General features: G+C 43.8%; 11 protein-coding genes. 1 reads left to right on the plus strand and 10 read right to left on the minus strand.

The genetic code is table 11. The annotated features are described in order from the left end of the window. Positions 1 to 37 precede the first annotated feature (37 nt). The 9 genes from PHW01_01730 to PHW01_01770 form a co-directional block, all read right to left on the minus strand. Positions 38 to 1,996 carry an ATP-binding protein gene (locus PHW01_01730; protein ID MDD5626717.1) on the minus strand — a complete coding sequence of 653 codons (1,959 nt, stop codon included), beginning with the start codon at positions 1,994 to 1,996 and terminating at the stop codon, positions 38 to 40. Positions 1,997 to 2,119: 123 nt separating this feature from the next. Beyond that, a complete protein-coding gene (locus PHW01_01735) occupies positions 2,120 to 2,872 on the minus strand; it encodes a hypothetical protein (protein MDD5626718.1) in 753 nt (250 codons plus the stop codon). Between the two features lie 207 nt (positions 2,873 to 3,079). After that, positions 3,080 to 3,487 (minus strand): PrgI family protein, encoded by a 408-nt coding sequence (locus tag PHW01_01740; GenBank protein MDD5626719.1) that lies wholly within the window; start codon positions 3,485 to 3,487, stop codon positions 3,080 to 3,082. A gap of 37 nt (positions 3,488 to 3,524) precedes the next feature. Continuing rightward, positions 3,525 to 4,976, minus strand: coding sequence for a hypothetical protein (locus PHW01_01745; GenBank protein ID MDD5626720.1), 1,452 nt, complete (start codon positions 4,974 to 4,976; stop codon positions 3,525 to 3,527). 187 nt (positions 4,977 to 5,163) lie between these two features. Beyond that, positions 5,164 to 5,439, minus strand: a complete 276-nt coding sequence (locus PHW01_01750) for a four helix bundle protein (protein ID MDD5626721.1) — start codon at positions 5,437 to 5,439, stop codon at positions 5,164 to 5,166. Between the two features lie 97 nt (positions 5,440 to 5,536). After that, positions 5,537 to 6,919, minus strand: a complete 1,383-nt coding sequence (locus PHW01_01755; protein MDD5626722.1) for a hypothetical protein — start codon at positions 6,917 to 6,919, stop codon at positions 5,537 to 5,539. A gap of 47 nt (positions 6,920 to 6,966) precedes the next feature. Then, on the minus strand, positions 6,967 to 10,338 hold the full coding sequence (locus PHW01_01760; protein MDD5626723.1) for a hypothetical protein: 3,372 nt from the start codon (positions 10,336 to 10,338) through the stop codon (positions 6,967 to 6,969). A gap of 603 nt (positions 10,339 to 10,941) precedes the next feature. After that, the gene (locus tag PHW01_01765; GenBank protein MDD5626724.1) at positions 10,942 to 11,784 is read right to left on the minus strand and encodes a formylglycine-generating enzyme family protein; all 843 of its coding nucleotides are present in this window, start codon (positions 11,782 to 11,784) and stop codon (positions 10,942 to 10,944) included. Positions 11,785 to 12,154: 370 nt separating this feature from the next. Continuing rightward, positions 12,155 to 18,007, minus strand: a complete 5,853-nt coding sequence (locus tag PHW01_01770; protein ID MDD5626725.1) for a hypothetical protein — start codon at positions 18,005 to 18,007, stop codon at positions 12,155 to 12,157. Between PHW01_01770 and PHW01_01775 the strand changes: the two genes are divergently transcribed. Next, positions 17,993 to 18,154, plus strand: coding sequence for a hypothetical protein (locus tag PHW01_01775; GenBank protein ID MDD5626726.1), 162 nt, complete (start codon positions 17,993 to 17,995; stop codon positions 18,152 to 18,154). The genes PHW01_01770 and PHW01_01775 overlap by 15 nt on opposite strands. Positions 18,155 to 18,167: 13 nt before the next feature. On the opposite strand, the gene PHW01_01780 is transcribed toward PHW01_01775, so the two are convergent. Continuing rightward, positions 18,168 to 19,664 carry a hypothetical protein gene (locus PHW01_01780; protein MDD5626727.1) on the minus strand — a complete coding sequence of 499 codons (1,497 nt, stop codon included), beginning with the start codon at positions 19,662 to 19,664 and terminating at the stop codon, positions 18,168 to 18,170. Positions 19,665 to 19,765: the final 101 nt, after the last annotated feature.

The following is a 19,765-nucleotide window of genomic DNA, read 5'->3' on the forward strand; positions in this document are numbered from 1 at the left end:
GATTAAAAATTAAAAAATAAAAATTAAAAATTTATCATCACTCTGCGCTTTTTGTCTCATCTTCATTTAACTCCATACCTTCGTTTGCTGACATTTCCACACCATTTTGCCCTTGCGCTCGCGCGAAATCTTCCTTCGCGCGGGCAATCTCAATCAACTGCTTCGGGTCGGAAGTAATAATCTGGTCCTCGGAATAAGAAGCGACGATTTTAATCGCCACATGCTTATTGCCGGCAAAGAAGATGCCCTCGCCCACATCCGAAGCTAAAAGCAAATATTTCTCTTCTTGGGTGAGATGGAAAACAGAGGCGACCAAATCAATCGCGGCTGGGGATTGCCGCAGAAGGAGCTGAATTGAAGAATTAGTAACAATCGCCTGACCATGCCGCGTGGATAAGAAGTCATTAACGTCCTGGCTAATCGTAGTCAAACCGAGATAATATTTACGCGCTCTCTTGGCAATAGAAAAAAGAAACATCGCGGAATCTTCATGCTCCATCAGCCACCACGCCTCATCCACCATCAGAATCCTTTTTTTGAGTTCTGCCCGCACAATATTCCAGATATAATTCAAAACAATATACATCCCAATCGGACGCAGTTCGTCTTCCAAATCGCGGATACTGAAAACGACGAACTGCTTGTCCAGACTGATATTAGTCGGCTCGTTAAATATGCCCGCGAAAGTCCCCTCGGTAAATTTAGAAAAAACCTGGGCAATGCTCTGCGCCCCTTCGGTGCTTTGCAAAATACGCTCAAAGTCCGTCATCGTCGGCATTTCTTTGCCCTCCCAAGAAGTATCAGGCGTAATGCCTTTGGAAGCATAAGTTTGAATCAATACTTCATCCAGCAGGGCGTCAGCTTCAGGGGTGATGCCGCCTAAGATTAATTTTGCCAACCCTTTAAGATTAATAATCGCCTCCCGTAAAATATCAGTGGGATTAGTTTCGTGGGAGGCAATGGTTAAATCAAAGGGGTTAATGCGATAAGGAGAGGCTAAAGAAATTTCCAAAAAGCTCCCTCCCACCGCGTTCGCCAAATATTTATATTCATTTTCAGGGTCAATCACTAAAACATCCGCCCCCAGCATTAGGCTGCGCAAAATCTCTAGTTTAATCGCATAGCTTTTCCCCGCTCCGGATTTTCCGAAAACGACTGCGTTCGCGTTTTCCAAGGAAAAACGATCAAAAAGGACTAAACTATTATTGTGGCGGTTGATGCCGTAGAGAACTCCCTCGTTAGAAGAAAGTTCATAGGACACGAAGGGAAAACTCGTGGACAGAGGGGAGGTATTGAGATTATTGGTGATAAAAATCTCATCATTGCCCAAGGGAAGGGTGGAAATAAAACCCTGTTCGGCTTGGAAAACCGCCTGTTTGGTGTAAATCAAACGCGAACCGAGGAGATTTTCCACTCTCTTCGTATTTTTATTTAATTGTTTTAAGGAACTGCCATAGATTGTAATGTAGAGAGCGAACTTAAACAACCTCTCGGTCCCCTGCTGCAGAGAATCGCGCAAGGCTTCCACATTCTTGTAGGCATTTTCCAAAACCGGATTGCGCACCTTGCCATGCTCCTGCTCCACCGCGATACTAGAAGATATCTTAGCTAGAGTTTTGGTGAGATTCTTCAAAACCGTGTTTGAGCTTTGGGGATAAATGAACATCCCAACATCAAAAATGGCGTCCATATTGATCACCGGCGTAAACCAATCCGTATGCAAATAACGCGGATAAGTATAAACAAAGAGGGTGCGGGAAAAATACTCGCCAATCTGGACATAGCGCGAAGTAACGCGCATTGCCGAAGGGGCTAAGAGATCTCGCAAGGTCGCTACCCCTTCCAAATATGCCTTTTGCGCCTCCAGAATATTAATCTTCTCCTCCTGGCTTAAACCTAAACGCGAAGGCGCGCCAGGACCAAGAATTTCCAGGATAGACTCCTCTTTTTGAGCAGGAGGAGTATTTTGGTTGACTTTATTTTTATTGTTGAACATCAAAACAAATTAAAAATGAAAAATGAAAAATTTAAAATTACAATTTAAAATGTAAAAAGAATTGGCTTGAAAGATTTTTAATTTTGCATTGTGGTTTTTCATTTTGCATTTTGCATTTTTAATTTATACCACATTCAACTGCTTAATGTCGGTCATCGGCTGATTTTTGGAAGTCGCGGGATTATAAATATTATAAAATAGCTCAATCAATTCTTGGGTGTTCAGGCGCACGCTTTTCAATCCCATGGCATTCAGAAGCCCCTCCACTCGCGCCACGCGTTGATTCAATAAACTATTATATTTTTGAAATTGCTTCTCATTCTGGCTGATCACCTCCGCGGGACGCAATAAATTTCTCATTCTTGCCATCACACCCAATTCTCTCGCTTCCGTAAAGGCGTAAGGAATCACAATGTAAAAACGTTTCCGCATAATCTTTCCCCACTCTACCAGATTGCTCACATATTCCCGATATTCAATGGTCTGAATACGCAAAAGTTCATTAGTCTGCTTTTTCTCTAATTCTTCCAAACTTTTTAGATAACTTTCAATATTGAGTTCCCTGGACTGAATCACAAACTGCATTGGAAAATCTAAAGAGTTGAGAAAATTCTGGTAACCATAAATAACGGAATTTTGTTCTTCCACGCTCTTTAAGGAAAAATTTAAGCTGGAAACCATCAAAATCGCGCGCAAGGTGCCATCCCGCAAAACCACGGTATTGTCTCTGACACCCGTAATATCTAAAAACTGCTGGGTGGATTTCTTGGTTTTTGCCTTCGCCAGTTTGGGCGAATGAAGGTTCTCTCTCTTATTTTGCGGCTCTTTATTGCCACTTGCAAGGTTCTCTTTTGGATCTTTGTTTTTTGAAAACATGAAAGCTTAAAACTTAAAAAGTAAAGCGTAAATAAAAATTTAAAGCTTGGTGATGAAAATTTTGTAACTTGTAACTTGAAACTTGTAACACAAGGGATGGAATACTTGAGTTACAGGTTATAAGTTGTAAGTTATAAGTTGTAAAAAATATGGTTTTACATTTTGCGCTGCTGTTTCGCATTTTTATTTTACTCTTTTACGCTTTCATTACGATGTCTCTAGCGCCTTCTCAATATGAGATAAACTGCCACGTTTCATATGGGCCTTGACTACCTCTCTTTTCTCCGCGCCTTCGGCAAACGAAACCTTGATCGTATTCTTAGCGGTTAACTTGCCTGTTTCGCGGCGCCAAATCCGGATCGGAGGCTTTAAATAGAAACCAAAAACAGCTAAAACAAAATAAATAAACGGCCGATCATTGACTTTTATAAACGCGAAAGCGGAAGTGATCGCGAGGGTCGGAATGGTTATGACAATAAAGAGAGATAAATCAAAGAAAAACCAATAAATCAATTCCACGGCGGCGGCGGCGAGAAAATAAAGAAACTGCTTAATGGTGAGGGGTCCCACCACCTTGTCTTCTATGTCAATAAATTGGGGAACAGTAGCTTGCATAAAAACAAATTAAAAATGAAAAATGAAAAATCACAATTTAGTATTGAAATTTTCTGCTCGCGTCGGCAATAGCGTTGAATTCCTCTTCGGTCAAATAAGGCTCTCCTTGCATCATCCTCCTTTTGGCAATCTCCGTGATCGTCTTGCCTTGAGCAATGCTTTCGCCGCCGATCATAATATATAATTTATAAGGCCCCGAGCCTCGCCAAGCCTCTATACTCTGAAATCGGGCAAGTTCGCTCTTACCCACCAAACTATTCACCTGCGCGACGAGACGACTTGACGCTTCGCTGGGCTGACGAATTTTAAAATTCTCCAAACCCAAATTTTTAAGGTCGTTAACACTCTTGATTGCCTCAATGGCAAGCCCGGCATTTTGCTTTTCTCCCGCGGCAGAATGAGATTCTAATTTCCGCAAAACATCAGTAACGACCGTCTTCTTCCCTTCCGGCAGAGAAAACATGGGGGAAGGAACGTCACTCCCCCTGCTCGCCTCGCTAACGCTCTCGCCTCGCTGACGCTCTAGCGTAGCGGGTTGGCGTAGCGAGCCCGAGGGGGAGGGAGCGGCGCTCACCTCGCGTGAAGACTGTCCAAAAATCGGCGCGGGAGCTTCTATTCTAGAAATATCTTTCTTGTCTTGCAAAGGAGCGGACTCTATCAGATGTTTGCTATCTAACGGGGTAAAAATTTTATCCACTGGAAAACCCTGCACATCGGGAGGAACAACGGGGAATATAGGTGACTCCTCCCACGCCAAATTTTTGGCAGGAGAGGGCGGAGCTTCTTTTTCCTCTAGAACAGAGGACTTGGTCTCTTCTTCCCGGGCTCTAAAATCAACATCCTGCTGCGAATTATTCTTCTGGCTATTCTGATACTTGCTCAGAAAATCCGCTTGCCCTTCTTCGGGAAACTCTTCTTTCAAAAGTTGGGTGATTTGAGCCGCTTCCGCCTGTGAAAGTCCTGCCCCTCCCCGCTCCTCGGGCCGGGTTAGGGCGTCTTCGGTTTCTAATTCGTCCCGAATATCCTTAATATAAATAAGAATACTGCCTTCAAGACGCGATTTCTGCAAAGGAGACAATTTCAACTTTAAATCGCTCAAAACGCTATCCACAAAATCCCTGATCGCCCCCGCGCCCAATTTTAACAGGGTTGATTTTTCGGCGGCGGTCTTGGATTCTGGCAAGCCCTCTGGAGGGACGGGAACTTCGCGATCCAAGGCTTGTTTTTTTTGCTCTGAAGGAATATTGATTACTTTCTCTATAGCCCGGCTTAAATCAACACTTTCCTCAAGCGGCAGATTCAGGTTAATTCTTAGAACGCGCGGCAGATCAGAATTTTTAATCTCCCCGCTCGCGAGCTTCCCTAAAATTCTCGCTTGCAATCTTCTATCTTTTTCCGAGAGACGAAAAGCATCGCCTATCTTCGCGAGGCGCGAGGCTGTTTCACGGGAAGAGAGAAGGGTATTAAGATTTTGAGGGAAATTGGTCATTTTAGTTCAAAGTTCAAAGTCAAAAGCCAAACTGAAGATTGAAAATGACAATTTTTAATTTTTAATTTTTAACTAATTCTTAATGTATTAATTTTTATTGTTTTGTATTATGGAGATTATCTTAGAAAACATTTTAGCGTACCCTTGGACTTCTTGCCACAATTGATGGCACTCTTCTTTTACGCTCTCATCGGCTTGAGCAAGCATTCTTAGCCAGTGCATTTGTTTCTTTGGCTTCTTTCTTACAAATATGGATTTTATTCTTAAAATCCTTCCTTGAAGAAGCTCCGTTAGCTTCCATATAATTTGCCCCTATTGAGGTGCCTGAACGAATTAATTGATTTATCAACGGCGAGGCAATGGGATTCTTGCAAGCTTTCTTTGATAAAATAATAATTTCTTCACCCAAACGCTCAAATTTCTCTTCTAAATCATAATTAACATCATCTTTAGTTTTCTGCATGCAATAATTCGTTAATTCAACAAAAATTAGTTAAAAATTAAGAAATAAAAATTAAAAATTGTCTTTAAACTTTGAATTTTGAACTTTTAACTGAATTTTATTCCGCCCAAAATGGGCTATTTACAATATAGCTTCTTACTTCCGGCGATAATTGGTTAAAGTTCTGACGGATAATTTGCCGCAATCGCCCTTCTTCAACAGGATCTCCTTTTTGCGCCGCGGCTTCTAAAATAGAAATCGTAATTTCTGAATTTGAGGTATCCACTAACTTTTCGCTCTGAACAAAATTTTTGTTCAGCAATGGAGAGGAAAATCCATCCCCCTTTTGGAAAGGAGAGTTGGGGGCGGGAGTAACACTCCCCCTGCCCGAGGGGGAGATGGAGGGGGTGGGAGGTTCCGGCATTCTCTGTGATAATAAATCCGTAGGCTCATTTGGAACAGATGTTTGAGACGGCAATGGCTCTTCTCTTCCGGCAAATGCCGCGGGTCTTTTAATCTCCTCTGTTGTGGGCGGAGCAAATGACGCGGGCTGCTTTGAAACGGCTCCGGCGGTATAGGGAGAAGAGGCGGCACTCCCTCTGTCTTGAGGGGGGAGAAAGACACTCCCCCTGCTCGCCTCGCTAAAGCTCCGGCGTAGCGGGCCCGAGGGGGAGGCGGAGGGGGAGGGAGTCTCCGCGGCTAAAGGCGCCCTGTTTTGCGCTTGGGGAAATCTCGTTTCTCCGTTCGCGGGTCGAATATCCCGTAAATCCTGCGGACCTTGATAACCTTGAGGCGGTCGGTTCGCTCCTTCCGACGCAGTTTGAGCCAAGGCTTGACCCAATCTCACCTGCTTTCTTTCTTCTATACTCACTCCCTGTTCTTGCGTCATTTCCATCTCCGCCATTACTCCCAAAGGCTGCAACGCATTATAAAGCTTTAAAAGCTTTGCCAAAATTATTTTATCCCCTTCTGCTAGCTTTTGAACCTCTGTGTTCTTATTTAAAAAATCCCTTTCCTCAAGCTCTAAAAGCTGCGGCCGACCCGGATAGCTGTGGATAAAGAGGGCGAGCCACTCGCCAATCGTTAAAGAACCTATTTTTTGTCTGTTATCGCGCAAGGCTTGCACCAATTTTTTACAAAGCTCTTCCCGTGGTCCAGTCGGGTTGACCCAAAGTAAAGCTTCCAAACGACCCAATACAATCTCCTCATCCAAAGGCAAAACCTCTTTAATCTCGCCTTGAAACAATTGAATAATCTCACTGTCCCTCTGCGCCGGCAAACTGACATAATTAACTAGAGTCGCCCATTTTTTTAGTTGACCTAAAATTTCCGGCTTCGCGCTAAGCTCTCTTCTTTGTAGGACTTCTTTAAACTCTCTGGACAATTTAAAAGCTTCCTTATCTTCGCAAAAATAAATAATTTCCCCGACCTGCCGGTTCACTTCCTGCAAAACCTCTGGCCGCGTTATCTCTTCTGAATTAAGAGTGTTTAAATCTCGCATAGATATTATCATTATTGTCTATTTCGTAATTAAAGATCATTTCCAATTTAAATTCCGCCCCCCATATTCAGCCGATCTTCGTCCTGACGTAATGTCTCCGCTCTAGAACTCTCTCCTACTGCATCTCTATCTCTACCTCTACGATCACCAGCACCAGCTATTGATCCTCCCTCACCGCCTGTCTGGCCTACTTTATCAAAAAGTTTCTTTAGAATTCTTCTCATATCCTGCGCCTTATCCCTTCTCACCTTGGCAGCCCCTTCCTTCCCCTTCTTTTCTAACCTTTCAGCTTCCTTCTCCATCTCATCAGTGATACCCAAAAGATCCTTCTGGTTCTCTATATATCTTAAGGATTCAATTAGGCGCGGCTGGGCCCAGCTGCCCAATCTATCTACATCTTCATCGGTCAAAGGTTCAACCTGCCCCCTACTGCCAGGAGTAAGACCTAAATATTTAGCCCCAGGCGGCGCATTGGCATATTTTATCTGATCTTCTTTGGACATATCACTAATACTCATATCGCGGAAGAGGAGACCGGGGTGCCACCTTTTTTGATAAGTGCTTCTCTTTGCTTGTTCAGAGCTAATAATTCTTGTCCGATTTTGATTATAAGTATCCACGACTGTAGCGACCCCTTCGCGCAATTTCTCATCGGCGATAAGAAAGTTCCCTTTTTTGTCTTTTCTTTTTAAAATCTCTTCTTTGGAGTAACCAAAATTGTCCAGCATTAAGTTAGACAGTTTTTCAAAAGAAGTATCCACTCCCTCGACTTTTAATTTTTCCGCCTTTTTGCGCAAATATTTTTGAAACACAGCCGTCTTCTCTAAAAAAGTTACCTGCCCTGTTGCATTTTCCCCTTCTGCTAATTCAATCTTCTGCAGATCTTCATCATCTTCAGCCGTGTTAAGAGAGCGATTATCAGCCTCATCAAACGTGGTGGAATAAGAGAATTGAGGATAAGTTTGCTTCATTGCTTCAGCAATATCATTCGCGAACATCGAGGCACGATCCGAATCCCCGAAGAGCCTTCTTAAGACCGCCGTATCTGAACCCATCACCGCCTTTCCTCCGGAAAACTTCCGCGCGTACTCCGAACCCTTCAAAAGATCGTTAATATCACCTCGAGATAAAATTACCTCCAAAAGCCCCTGGACTTCGGCGGTCAAAGCCTGATCTGAACCAAGCCAACCCTTGCCTTCCATCTCTTTCAATAACTCGTCCAAACGGGTATAAAGAGCTTCTGTTTGAACATCGCTTTCATTAAGAGAGCTTGCCACTTCTTTCACTGCCGCTCTCTCCGCGCCGCGAGCATAAAGCTTCTCCCGCTCATAACCCGGACCCTTTTTCTGAAAAAAAGCATGCCAGCCGGCAAGCCTCGGTTGCAGTTCTGTAATCCGTGGACCATAAATTTCTTTCTCTCGCCGTTTGCGCCGTGCCTCTGTTACCGCCTTCCACACCTTAGGGCTAACCCATTTCAAATACTTCCCTGCTCTGCTTTCCATCGCCTTGCCCCAACCATACTTTCCTAAAGCCTTAGCTCCCGCCGCCGCGGGTTTACCCATTGTCAGCCATTCTGACCCTGTTTTCCATAATTTATTCGCGCCTTGCAGAATTCCGGAAGCGCCCATAACGCTCGCTTTGCGCGCCACATAAAGACCCGCCATCATAAAAGCCACAGCGAAAAGAAGCTTCATAAAAACTTGGGGAGAAGCGCCTTGCGCCGGCAATCGCCTTAAAGCCTCGCCTTCTGACAATAAACTCTCTAATGTTCCGGCTTTAGATTTAAAATGAGCGTCTAAATCCGCGCTTAAAACAATCACCGATAAAGTAATGCAAAAAATCATCACCGGCGCGAAGAAAGCGGTGCGCAAAAAAGTATTCCAAAAGCCAGAGACGATTTTCTTCTGCCCGACCGCCATCGCGAGGTAAATCAAAGGTGAAATCGCGGTCATTAAAAGCAGAACCACAATCCGGACAGCCAAAAGGAGCGCGGTCGCACCATAAACAATTACCGCCGACAGCATATAAAGAATCATTAAAATCTGGGCTCCCAAGACAGAGGCGAGAGTAGTAAAATCAGTGGAGCCGGCAAGCCTGTCCACGCCAAAAAGGCCTCCAAGACCCGCGGCTCCGAAAAGCGCCTTAATCGGAGCAATCTTATTCGGATTGAGATTCAAGAAAATATCCGACAAAATTTGTGAGAAATCAACCGCCACGCCGCAAAGCACCTTGGAAAAATTGATTAAAACCACGCCCGCTAAAAAACCAGGCAGCATTTTCTTTAAACTGCGCTCCTGAATGCCCAAGACCGTGCAAAAGGCGATATAAAGCAGAACGACGATAAAGAACATATTGGAAAAATCGCGCAAGAACCGCCAGACTAAATCCACAATCCCAAAATCAATTTGGCTGAAATTAAGCACCCACTCCAAGAAGGCGAAAATAAGAAACAAAAGACCCTGCAAAACACCACAGACGACAAGAGCAATAATGCCAAAAACCACAGAGACCACCAGCCCAATGGAATTGTTAAAAATTTTCCACGCGACCTGGCTTACTAAACTTCCTGCATTGCAATCATATAAAGGTTGAATATTATTCTTAAAGTCATCAAGGTTATTCTGATATTCTGGGATTTGACCAATATAAAAATTTTCTCCTCTACCCGAATTTACATCCCGCTCCATAAAACACGAAGCCGGATCAATAGTATCCCGTGGAGAAGCGCAGTAAGCCTTCTCTCCTATATTAATCTGATAACCTGCGGTTCCTACTGTATAGTTGATTGGTATAGTTACCACAAAAGCGGGAAGCTCGCGCTCTATTTTAGGAGTGCAGGGTTTTTTGGAATCCAAACAAACCTGGGGCAATATTTGCCCGCCTTTTTCATAGACCCCCTTTCCCCCGCCGCAAGCATTGGCTATGGTTGCGCAGGTAAAAACAACAGCAGTTTGAGTACTGGAAACCGAAGAGGGAATCTCTGCACAAAATGCTGGCGCCTTACAACCCACTTTTCCTGAATTAAAAAGAAATTGATATGACTTCGCTTTGTCAGCGGCTGGAATTAGGTTGATATCAAGAAGAGAAGGAGAAAAAAGACTGAAGTTAAATTTTTTTTCTCCAGCATTTCCATAACCATTGCACTTCTCACAATCATCTGTACCTACTATACATAGGTTATTGTCTACGCTTGCACAGTAATTTTCTTGTACCTGTGTAATACCACTAGTATAAATACTAGAAGCGCAGGCTTTATTTTGATTAGTCTCACATGCCGTCTCTCCCTTTGTCAGTGGATCGTTAGCACCATCACATGGCACCATTTCGGCCTGCGCTGTCCCAGATCTGCTAAACAATCCCAAGCCCGCGAGGCAGAGAAGAATCAATATTTTCCAAAAATTTTTGGTTTTAATTTGCATTTTGGCAATCCCCAAATGTGATTTAAGATCGTTGGCTCCCCAGTACACTCTTAGGGCGGAACTATGGAGCCAACAAGTTAACAATAACCCAAAATTCCCCTCCTAGTCGTTGAATTGAAAACTAAAAGGATTTTTCTTTTCCTTTTTATTTTGGATAATTCTTCTGGCTCTATAATTTATTTTGCGCTTTTCGCTTTTAACTACGGCTTTTTATACTATACCACAAAAAAACAATCTCGTAAAAACGAGATTGTTAGTTATCCACATAAAATTTTGAATCCGAGCGTTGGCTCCACACAGACTTAGACCCCTCCCACCCTCCCCTTGGTAAGGGGAGGTGAAATGCGCTCCCCCTGCTTTCCAAGGGGGGAGAAAGATTCTCACTCCCCCTGCCAGGGGGGAGGCGGAGGGGGAGGAAGCTTCAGAACCCCACCTAACCTCCCCTTTGAAAGGGGAGGTTAATGCACACTCCCCCTGCCCGAGGGGGAGATGCCTGCCCGCCATCGCTTCGCTTCAGGCGAGGCGGGGGGGAGGGAGTAAAAAGACGCGAAAATAAAAAACCCAGTATATACTCTTGAAGTATTATACTGGGATTGAGAAATTTCATTTGGTTGCGTCCATGGCGCAACGAAAGCCAAGAGTGATGTCCGTGAGAATGGGAGCGAGACCAAAGCGCATAGCTACGCGAAGGCGATGCTGGTCAGAAGAGCTATATTGCCACTCGCCACCGCGCAACACAGTCCATATTCCAGTCTCTGGTCCCGTTGGATTTGATTCTGGCGATCTTAAATAATAATCAGAATCATACCAATCAGTACACCACTCGTAGGCATTTCCTGCCATATCATACAAACCATACCCATTCGGAGCAAAGCTACCAACAGGGAATGTCAATTGCGGTTTACCAAGGCCACTATATACATATACATCATCATAAGTCAGAGTATCTCCCCACGAATAACGTTTGCCGACAAGACCACCCCGAGCCGCCTTTTCCCATTCAGCTTCTGTTGGGAGTCGCTTACCAGCCCACTCCGCATAAGCCTTAGCATCATACCATGATACTCCGACTACTGGATGATCTGGCCCATTGAGAACTGGGTAATTCCAATATTCTGGTGTTGTTTTGTGTCCAGTTGCATCCATGAACTTTTTATATTGTGCATTAGTTACCTCATAAACATCCATATAAAAGGCGTCAAGATAAACTGTATGCACTGGTCTTTCATCGCTATCGCCTTCATTAAATGAATCGCCCATCTGAAATTCTCCCGCAGGGATGAGAGCCATCGACGCACCGTCTGAACTGAATATCTCATTTGTTCTCACCTGAAGATTAGAATCTTGAGATTCCAGTGGATTCTGACTGTCTTTACCACAACCAACCAACATAACCGCAAGAACCGTAAAAGCCAAAATCACAAAGAAATACTTATAATACAACATCTTTATCACCCTTTTATCCTTCCTACATTTTGTAGTAATTAACGATAAATTGTCAAAGAAACGCCTCCCTAGCAGAAAATACTAGGTAAAATCGGTAAAACCCTGAATCTTTCTTTAGTCTTCATTATAGCACCTTTCTTATGTTTTGTCAATGTTTTACTCCTGAATCAAGGAATACCTGATTTCTTCTAAAACAAGCAGAAAAGCAAGCTGACTTAATATTACCATTTTGAACTTATATTGTCCACTTCCCTGCGCCTTTAGGCGGGGAGAAAAGAGGGGGTGGGAGCGGCACTCCCCCTGCTCGCCGCGCTAACGCTCCGGCGTAGCGAGCCCGAGGGGGAGATGGAGGGGGTCTAAGGGCGCGGGGTTAATCCCCAAGCTTCGCCCTCACATAATTTAAGACTCTTTTAATCCTCTGCCCTAATGTTAAAAACCTTTGAGTACTAGTGCCGAGAGTCTTTGATAACTCTATAGGTACCGATTCAGCCCAATTATTAGATGTATCCTGATCATAATGATCGTCTGTTTCTATTAAAGAGACCGAGACTTTAGCTTTTTTATAATATTCTGGAATAATGGGACCAAAGCAATAGCCATTGAAATCAATATTTTTGGCTGCCCCTGGCAGAAGCTTACCCGTAATTTGTTTCTCAAGCTCAGTTATGTGCAACATCTGACCTGGCACCACCCCACCATCTTCATCAAGTATGGTCACGTAAGCATCGGCATCTTCTACTGTATTTGCCAAATTTAATTCCTCCGATCCAGCATTAACAAGCTCTACACTTCCGTCTATGCAATAATTCCCTCCCCTTTGAGTCTTACGAGCTTGCACGGATTCAACAACTAAATCTGGTTCTTTAACTTCCGCGAGACCAGAACATTTTCTATGATCATTATTATTATCGTCATTCCATACGCCCGGCGTCCCGTTAGACTTTATTTCAGTCACATGTACTTCAAATTGGAAGAATCCCCACTTTTTCATGCCTAAATTAATTGGATAATTATCCTCCTTTTCTAATGGTGGACTGCCCTCCGCCAGATTGTACGAAGGGGCGCTCCAATGATAAGCTTCGGCACCGCCACCATAACATCCTTGGGGATCAGTCTGACCAGTTGGTTCCTTATCGAAGTAATACACAGTATAACTATAACTTAAATTATTAACATCTTCGGTGCCTTCATTAATAATTTGAAAATAACCATGTAAGATTCTAGCACCGCTCTGGCTATCTACACTGGCATAGCTTGCACCCTGCTTTATCCATTTTTGATATTGAATTGCTATATTTGTAATAGAAGGCTTTGGTTGGGGCGGTAGCGGAGCTGTGCATGCTGTGCCATCATTCTTTAATAATTGCGCGCCCAATTTCACAGGCAAGTTCGCGGCAATGATAAATTCTGTACCCGGTTTGTTTGGAGAATTATCCGCTTCCTTGCCTTTTAAGGTAAAGGTCAGAGTGTCGTTGTTATTATAAGGATGACCGGCTGTGTCATTCATCGGGATGGTAACATAAAAAAATAATTGTTTTGACTCCTTGGCATAAGAAACTATTTCGGGGGTAGTCAAATTGATGCCTGTTTTTGTTCCCGGACCGTCAGTTAAAGTAAAGGTGCTTTTCACATCTCTAGATGCTGTATTCATCAAATTGACGGTAAGTAACAAATATTCGCCCGGATTAGCTCTCCAATCACCTTCTGTGCTCGCGACACAGCTTGCGTGCAGAGAGCTGCATTTATCCGCCGAGGGGCAAGTATATTGGTATTGGAAAGGCGAAGGAGACGGCGTGCCGGTGGGGGGTTTATACCAGTCGCCTTTATCACCCACCATAATCTTGTAATCTGTGGCATTATAAAAACTATTCATACACATTGAGAGATAACGTGCTGGCTCGTATGTCGCTTGGGGGAAACTATTGCATTGGTCTTTGTTGTATAAAGTCAAATAAGCCGTATCCTGACCAGCTTCGCAGAAATAATCAGGCAGACCTGCTTTATTATTCCTTTCATTGAATTCTGGAATCACACCCTCTTTTTCGGTGAAATTAGCATCCACCTTTTCATCCGCAAAAACCGCAAAGCGCATATTTTTAGCCTCTCTGACTTCAAAATTAGGTATAATAAACTCTGCAATCCCTTTGCTGCCCTTTTTCTCATCGTAAAAATCAAACTCATCGGCGAGAGTCCAAGGGATTTCAGTAACTCGTTGATATTTTTTCTTGATGCAGTCAATATAATTTTTGTAAGAATCATCTGCCGCATTAGCGCCTGGTTGGTTGGTCTCGTCCGGATTCTCAAAATACTTGGCATAAGTTTCCAGTGCGCCGCTTGAGGCCGGTGATTTTGATTCACAGTAACATTCGTCAACCGACAGAATAGGATCTGTTGCGGGTGTGCCGCAATAATTGCCCCGATTCCAGCTCCAGTCCCAAGTCATATGATGTGTCTCTGTTGTCGGTTTGCCGTAGCAAACATAAACGCCCATGGGGATAACCGTGCCCTTTGGAATGGCGCGATCCCCTTGATTTTTAATTTTGAATTTTAAATCTAATTTTGATCCCTGAACCACGCCAGTAGTGCCAGCAGGAGATGTATTTATTTGAAAGTCTAACCCTGCCGGCACCAAATCCGGCTTTTTCAAAATATTGCCATCATCCTCGCTATTGTCGGCAGAGTTTTCGCAACCCCACACATCAGCCGGAAAATCAGTATACCCATCTTTATCATTATCCACGCCGTCGCTGCAGCGCGGAAATACCGGCACGGTCAAATCCTGATGGAAGATGATGCGCCCATATTGGTCCCGAAGGTATAAGGGAACCTTAGCGTTGCCGTCAGATTTAGCATCATCTTTCACGCGCAGGTTGAAATCCTTGTTTAATATTAGAGTTTGCCCCGAGACAATCATGCCAATCTTAATTGAACTTTTATTGTCTCCCGAATCATTCTTGCCGCTTCCGACATATTGAAAAACTGGAGAATTTTCTAAATCAATAAAAAGATCCAAACCGCTAAGACTGCCCGAGTGCAAGGGACGGATATCTTTTAAAGTAACCCCAATTTCAATTTCCTCGCCGGGATTCGCCACTCCTGTGTCATCGCCGTCCGGATGGTCGCCATCGCCGCGCAAATCAGCGGTCTTGAGTCCGTCACTTATTTTATATTCCGCGGTGACCGGTGAAGCCGACACATTCGCAATCTGGACAATGCGGTTATTGAGCTTATTTAAATCCTTATTTTTCGCATCTTTGTCAGAATCAAAAACCATCATCAAAGCGTGGGTGCCGGGCTCAACAGCGGTCCACGTAACTGTGGCAATATCACAAGCCGGCTTGTTGAACCAAGGCTCAGAAGAGCAGTTGATGGGCATTTCTATTGTGTCTTCGTAGACTTTTTTTGCTTTCACACTTGCGATTTCACTTCCTGCTTCATTAACAAGATCGCCAGTATAAAAATTAGCTTTCCCAAAGAAACCTTCCACGCCCCCTTCCACTCCTGCCAAATCATACAAGGTTACATGGACCTTATCCGCGGATTTGTCGAGACCATCATTTCTATAGCGCATTATAATCGGCACTTCCTGACCTTCATAAAATATAGGCGTAGGCGCGAATTGCCGGTCAAAAACATTCATATTCTGATACGGCGGCGGGTCTTGCGGCAGTTCCAGCATATAATTTTGGGCAAGGTAACCCCTGCCGCAGGGAGCGGGGTTAGAGCTATCTGAAGTGAAATATGTTTCTTGATGGCAATTTCTCGCCGCGGTGGTCGGATCAGGTTTATATTTCTCCCCGCTCCAAAGTTGTTTTTCTGTCACTTCGGGTAACTCATATCCTTGAAAAAATTCTGAAGCGCCATTGACTTCTTTTTTGAAAACAATATTAATATAAACGCTTTTTGTTATTTCGCTCCAAATCTGGTTCCTTTCGGCAAGACTTAAATCCGTGCTTAAATCCCAGCGGGCGATATGGACTCCTGCCGGCATATTATTAAAAACCAATTTGCGGTAAAGTTTAATATTTTCATTGGCTGTGTCAGTCGGCCTAAGATAGATTTCCACCGTAACATTGGATTTTTCAGTCAAGCGATAAGGAAATTCTAAAAAATCATAGCGTCCATCCGTGGATAAATTTATTGTTTCAGTCTTGATTTGATTTTCCTCGGGTTTTAAATTACAAAAATTCAAAAGCTCCAAAACCTTACGAATACCTGATTTAAAAGCATAAAAGGTTGCCAAATCGCCAAAAGTGTCTGTAACACCACTTTCAGAAGCCCAATTGCCAACTGCGTCTGTCACTTCTTCAACCACTCCTCCTAATCCTACCGTATCCCCCGCCCTAATAAGCAGCCATTTTGCTGCCCTTCCCAAAAGAGACACGCCTTTCTTTCCTGCTTCTGCGACAGATTTAGTTAAGAGAGGCTCAATTAACTCCTTGTAAACTACAAACTGGGCTAAAGTAGCAACAGAAAGCAAACTTTCTTTCTTATTAACAGAACTTGCTTGAGCTTGGAATTCACCTTGATTATTTTTGATCAAAAGAGACGTATAACCATTGGGGTCAGTCTTTGCCGCTTCCTCTCGGGTTTTATTTAAAGCCTCCAAAGATTCTAAATCTAACGCGCTGACTTGTTTTCTTAACTCTTCCGGCCAAGGATTGCCAACTGTTTCATCTTTATTGGGAACCATTATATAATTTTGCGTGTCAACCCCTTTTCCATCTATTGTCAATCGTTCTCCTTTTTTGTCTCCTACATCAAAAATCCAACAAATCAATTTCTTTCCAAGATCTGAAACCCAGCCCACTATCTCACCCAAAAAATTAGTGTCCACCTGTTTTAAGGCGGCGATTAAACACTGCCCGGCGCTTGGTCTTTGAGGTTCGCCCATTTTCCCCATCGTAGTCCCCAAGTCCGGCTCTATCACTTCAAAGCCGACAGGGCATCCAGCGAGAGCCCCTGTAGTCGCTCTTTTAACTTTAAAATTGACATTGGTAAGGTAAGTCTTGCCTAAATCATAGATAATGCGGGAGACGCCGGAGAGATCAGTGGCGTCGCCTGCGATTTTCAGTTTGCTCTCAATTAAATCATTGACCATCACCTTCACTTTCTGACCTGGCCTTTTAATTAAACCGGTCCAGCCCGAAGCCAAGGGATCAGAAATCGCCCTGGAAGTAAAGGCAATGCTCGCGGGATACACCTCTACAGGCTCTTGCCAAACATTGGGCTTCACTAAAGTTTCAATCACGTCAATCTTATATTGAATATCACAAAACAAAGCAAAGGGAAAATCGGCGTCCCAGCTCCAAATATCATAACGGTAGAAACCATTAGATAATGGATAAACATAATAAGTGCCTTTGCTGGCTAAATTATATCCAGAAATTGCCCCACTTGTTGCCGGGCTCTGAATTGGGGTGTATCCCCAGCCCTTGAGTTTACTATCAAGCTCGCTCTTTTTAAGATTTTCCCCCCTCTTCAGAAAATAAGATTCTATCGCCTCCGGCATATCGGTTACCTTGCGGCCGTCGTTATGACCCTCGGAAATTATATAATCCCGATTTCCCTCCGCTTCAGACGACGCCGCCACATCCATTGTCGTGCCCACGGCGCCCCAGAGCAATCCTTGAGGCGTAGACCAAATTCTTGCCATATTCTTGCTCCAATAATCGCGATCCGAAATAGAAGGGGGGCGGTCCTCTCCGCTCATCTCTTTGGAAACCTTATCCAACTCTTTCAAAACAGAATGGCTTAATTTATTGCCGGTCTCTTTAAGTCCGCGGTAGGCTAAATTCTCCAAGCCCAAGAAAGCGTTTAAGAGGGGCGCGTCTATCTTAGCGTCTCCCACTTCACTAGCGACCCAATTATGGAATTTAGCAAAGCCGAAATCCAAATAAGGCACAAAGACTTGGCGGTTGTAATCCTGCACTAAATATTCGTCTTCAAAGCTCTTGACCACTTGAGAATAAAAGCGGTCTACCACGGTATTAAGGGAATCCTTGATAATTAATTTCAAAAAATCTCCATAATTAAAAGAAGCGAGCCCCGAGAAAAAAGTTTTCATCGGGTCTAAAATCAAGCCTTGCAGCACTCCTTTAGATTGCGTGTCCCCTGTTGCCGCCGTCTCTGCAGCACGGGCTGGCAACGCCCCTCCCAAGGGGCTCCCCAAAAAACCAATCAGCAAAAGAAGCGCAATTCCCTTGCGATGTTTGTAAAGCAAATGATTGTGGAAGAAATTTTTGTCCATTATCTTAATATTGTCATTGCGAGGAGGGCCTTTAAGCCCGACGAAGCAATCTCATCAAGCTATATTAATACAGATTTAGGAGATTGCTTCGGTCGGCATCAGATGCCTCCCTCGCAATGACGACAATTCATTATTATTCTTTGTTATCAGCGCTATATTTCTTAGATAATTCATCTAAATTCTTCTGCATTAATACTTCTAAACTGTCAAAAGACTTCAATTTGCCGATAATAGCATCCGCCTGTCCGGTATCGCTGCTGCGCAAAGAATTTTCATCCGTCACCTCCTCATAGATGCGGATAATGGTTAAAAAGATTTTATGGATTTCTTTAGTATCCCGCGGCACGGCGATTTTCAGCAGCTCCGCATCAATATTCTTGAGCGCGTTATAGGTTTGGTTAATGACAGTATAATCATTCTGGGCAATCTGATTTTTTAAAGTAGCGGCGTCAATACTTTGTAAACCGGAAAAATTTTTTTCAAAAATACCATTGACATCTTGGAAATATTTTTGGATGTCTTCTGCTTTACTGGTATCAAAAATCTTGAGTTCGCTATCAGAGATTTCCGCGGGCGCGGAAACAGGAATCGCGTTAAACATATCCTGCATTGAACTTTGCATAGAGTCGGAACTTAAAATCTTTTTCTGCATTTCCAGTTTTCCCGAGACATCCACATTGCCGGACTGCGCCTTAGCAATATCTTCCTCAGACAAACCCAGCTTTTGCAGGGCGCTGTAATCATTGCCGGTTAAATTGCTAAAGTCCGTTTGCCCGCCTTGGTCCAGCGCGCATTTGCCGCCGGAAGCGCCGGCATCAACCGAACCAGCAGCGCACGAAGCGCTGGTCGTGGACGCGGAGGCAACAGCGGGAGCGGCACCAGAGGCGGAGGGGGTGGGAGCAAAACTCACCGCCGGATTTTTCTTCACGGCTGGAGTCAAAGGATCATAGCCATTTTTTACTTCCACGCCGTCAGGATAACCATCGCCATCCGTATCCTTCTGGAAAGGATTAGTAGCGAGTTTCTCTTCAATCTCGTCCGAGAGTCCGTCTTGGTCAGAATCAATGCTCAAAGGCAAAGAATTCGCGGTAACATTGTTATTGCCTGAAGTATTAAAAACACGGCTGTCAGTTTTGGCGGCGATTTGAGGCACGATTGCCCCTCCCTCTTCTTGCGCGGTCTCTGTCAAAGCCGCGGCTTGCACTGTCGAAATGGAATTTCCCTTTCCGCTTTCGCTCGCTAATGTTTCGCTCATCCTGTTTAAGGAAGCCTGCGTCTCTTCAAGATTAATTTTGCGGTCTAGAAAAATAAAACCCCCAATAGCGCCGGCGATTATGATTAAAATCGCGACAGTGACTACTTGGAGGGTTGACCTTAAAACTGTTTTGGTTTTTTGATTTTGAAGAAAATTAAAACCCCGCACCACTTTCGGTTCAGGGCTTGTAGGATTTGGTTCTTTAATACTCGCGTCTTCAGAATAACCGCGATACCAATTTTCTAAATAAGAAGGCAGTCCTCCCGGTAAAGCCGTTTCCGGCGCATAGCTTCCCGCGTTACTAAAATTGGGGTTCGGATTATTTAAAACCTCAGAATGCCCGGGATAACCCGAGAAATCAAAATGATTTTTCATTTTTGTTTTTGATCGCCTCTAATTTTGGAGGTGAAAAATTTTTATTTTTATTTTAGCGACTCTTGAAAAGCTAATTTTGGCTTCTCAAAAATCAGAGAAAA

The organism is Patescibacteria group bacterium, assembly GCA_028717685.1.
In the GTDB taxonomy this organism is placed as follows: Bacteria; Patescibacteriota; JAQUNI01; order JAQUNI01; family JAQUNI01; genus JAQUNI01.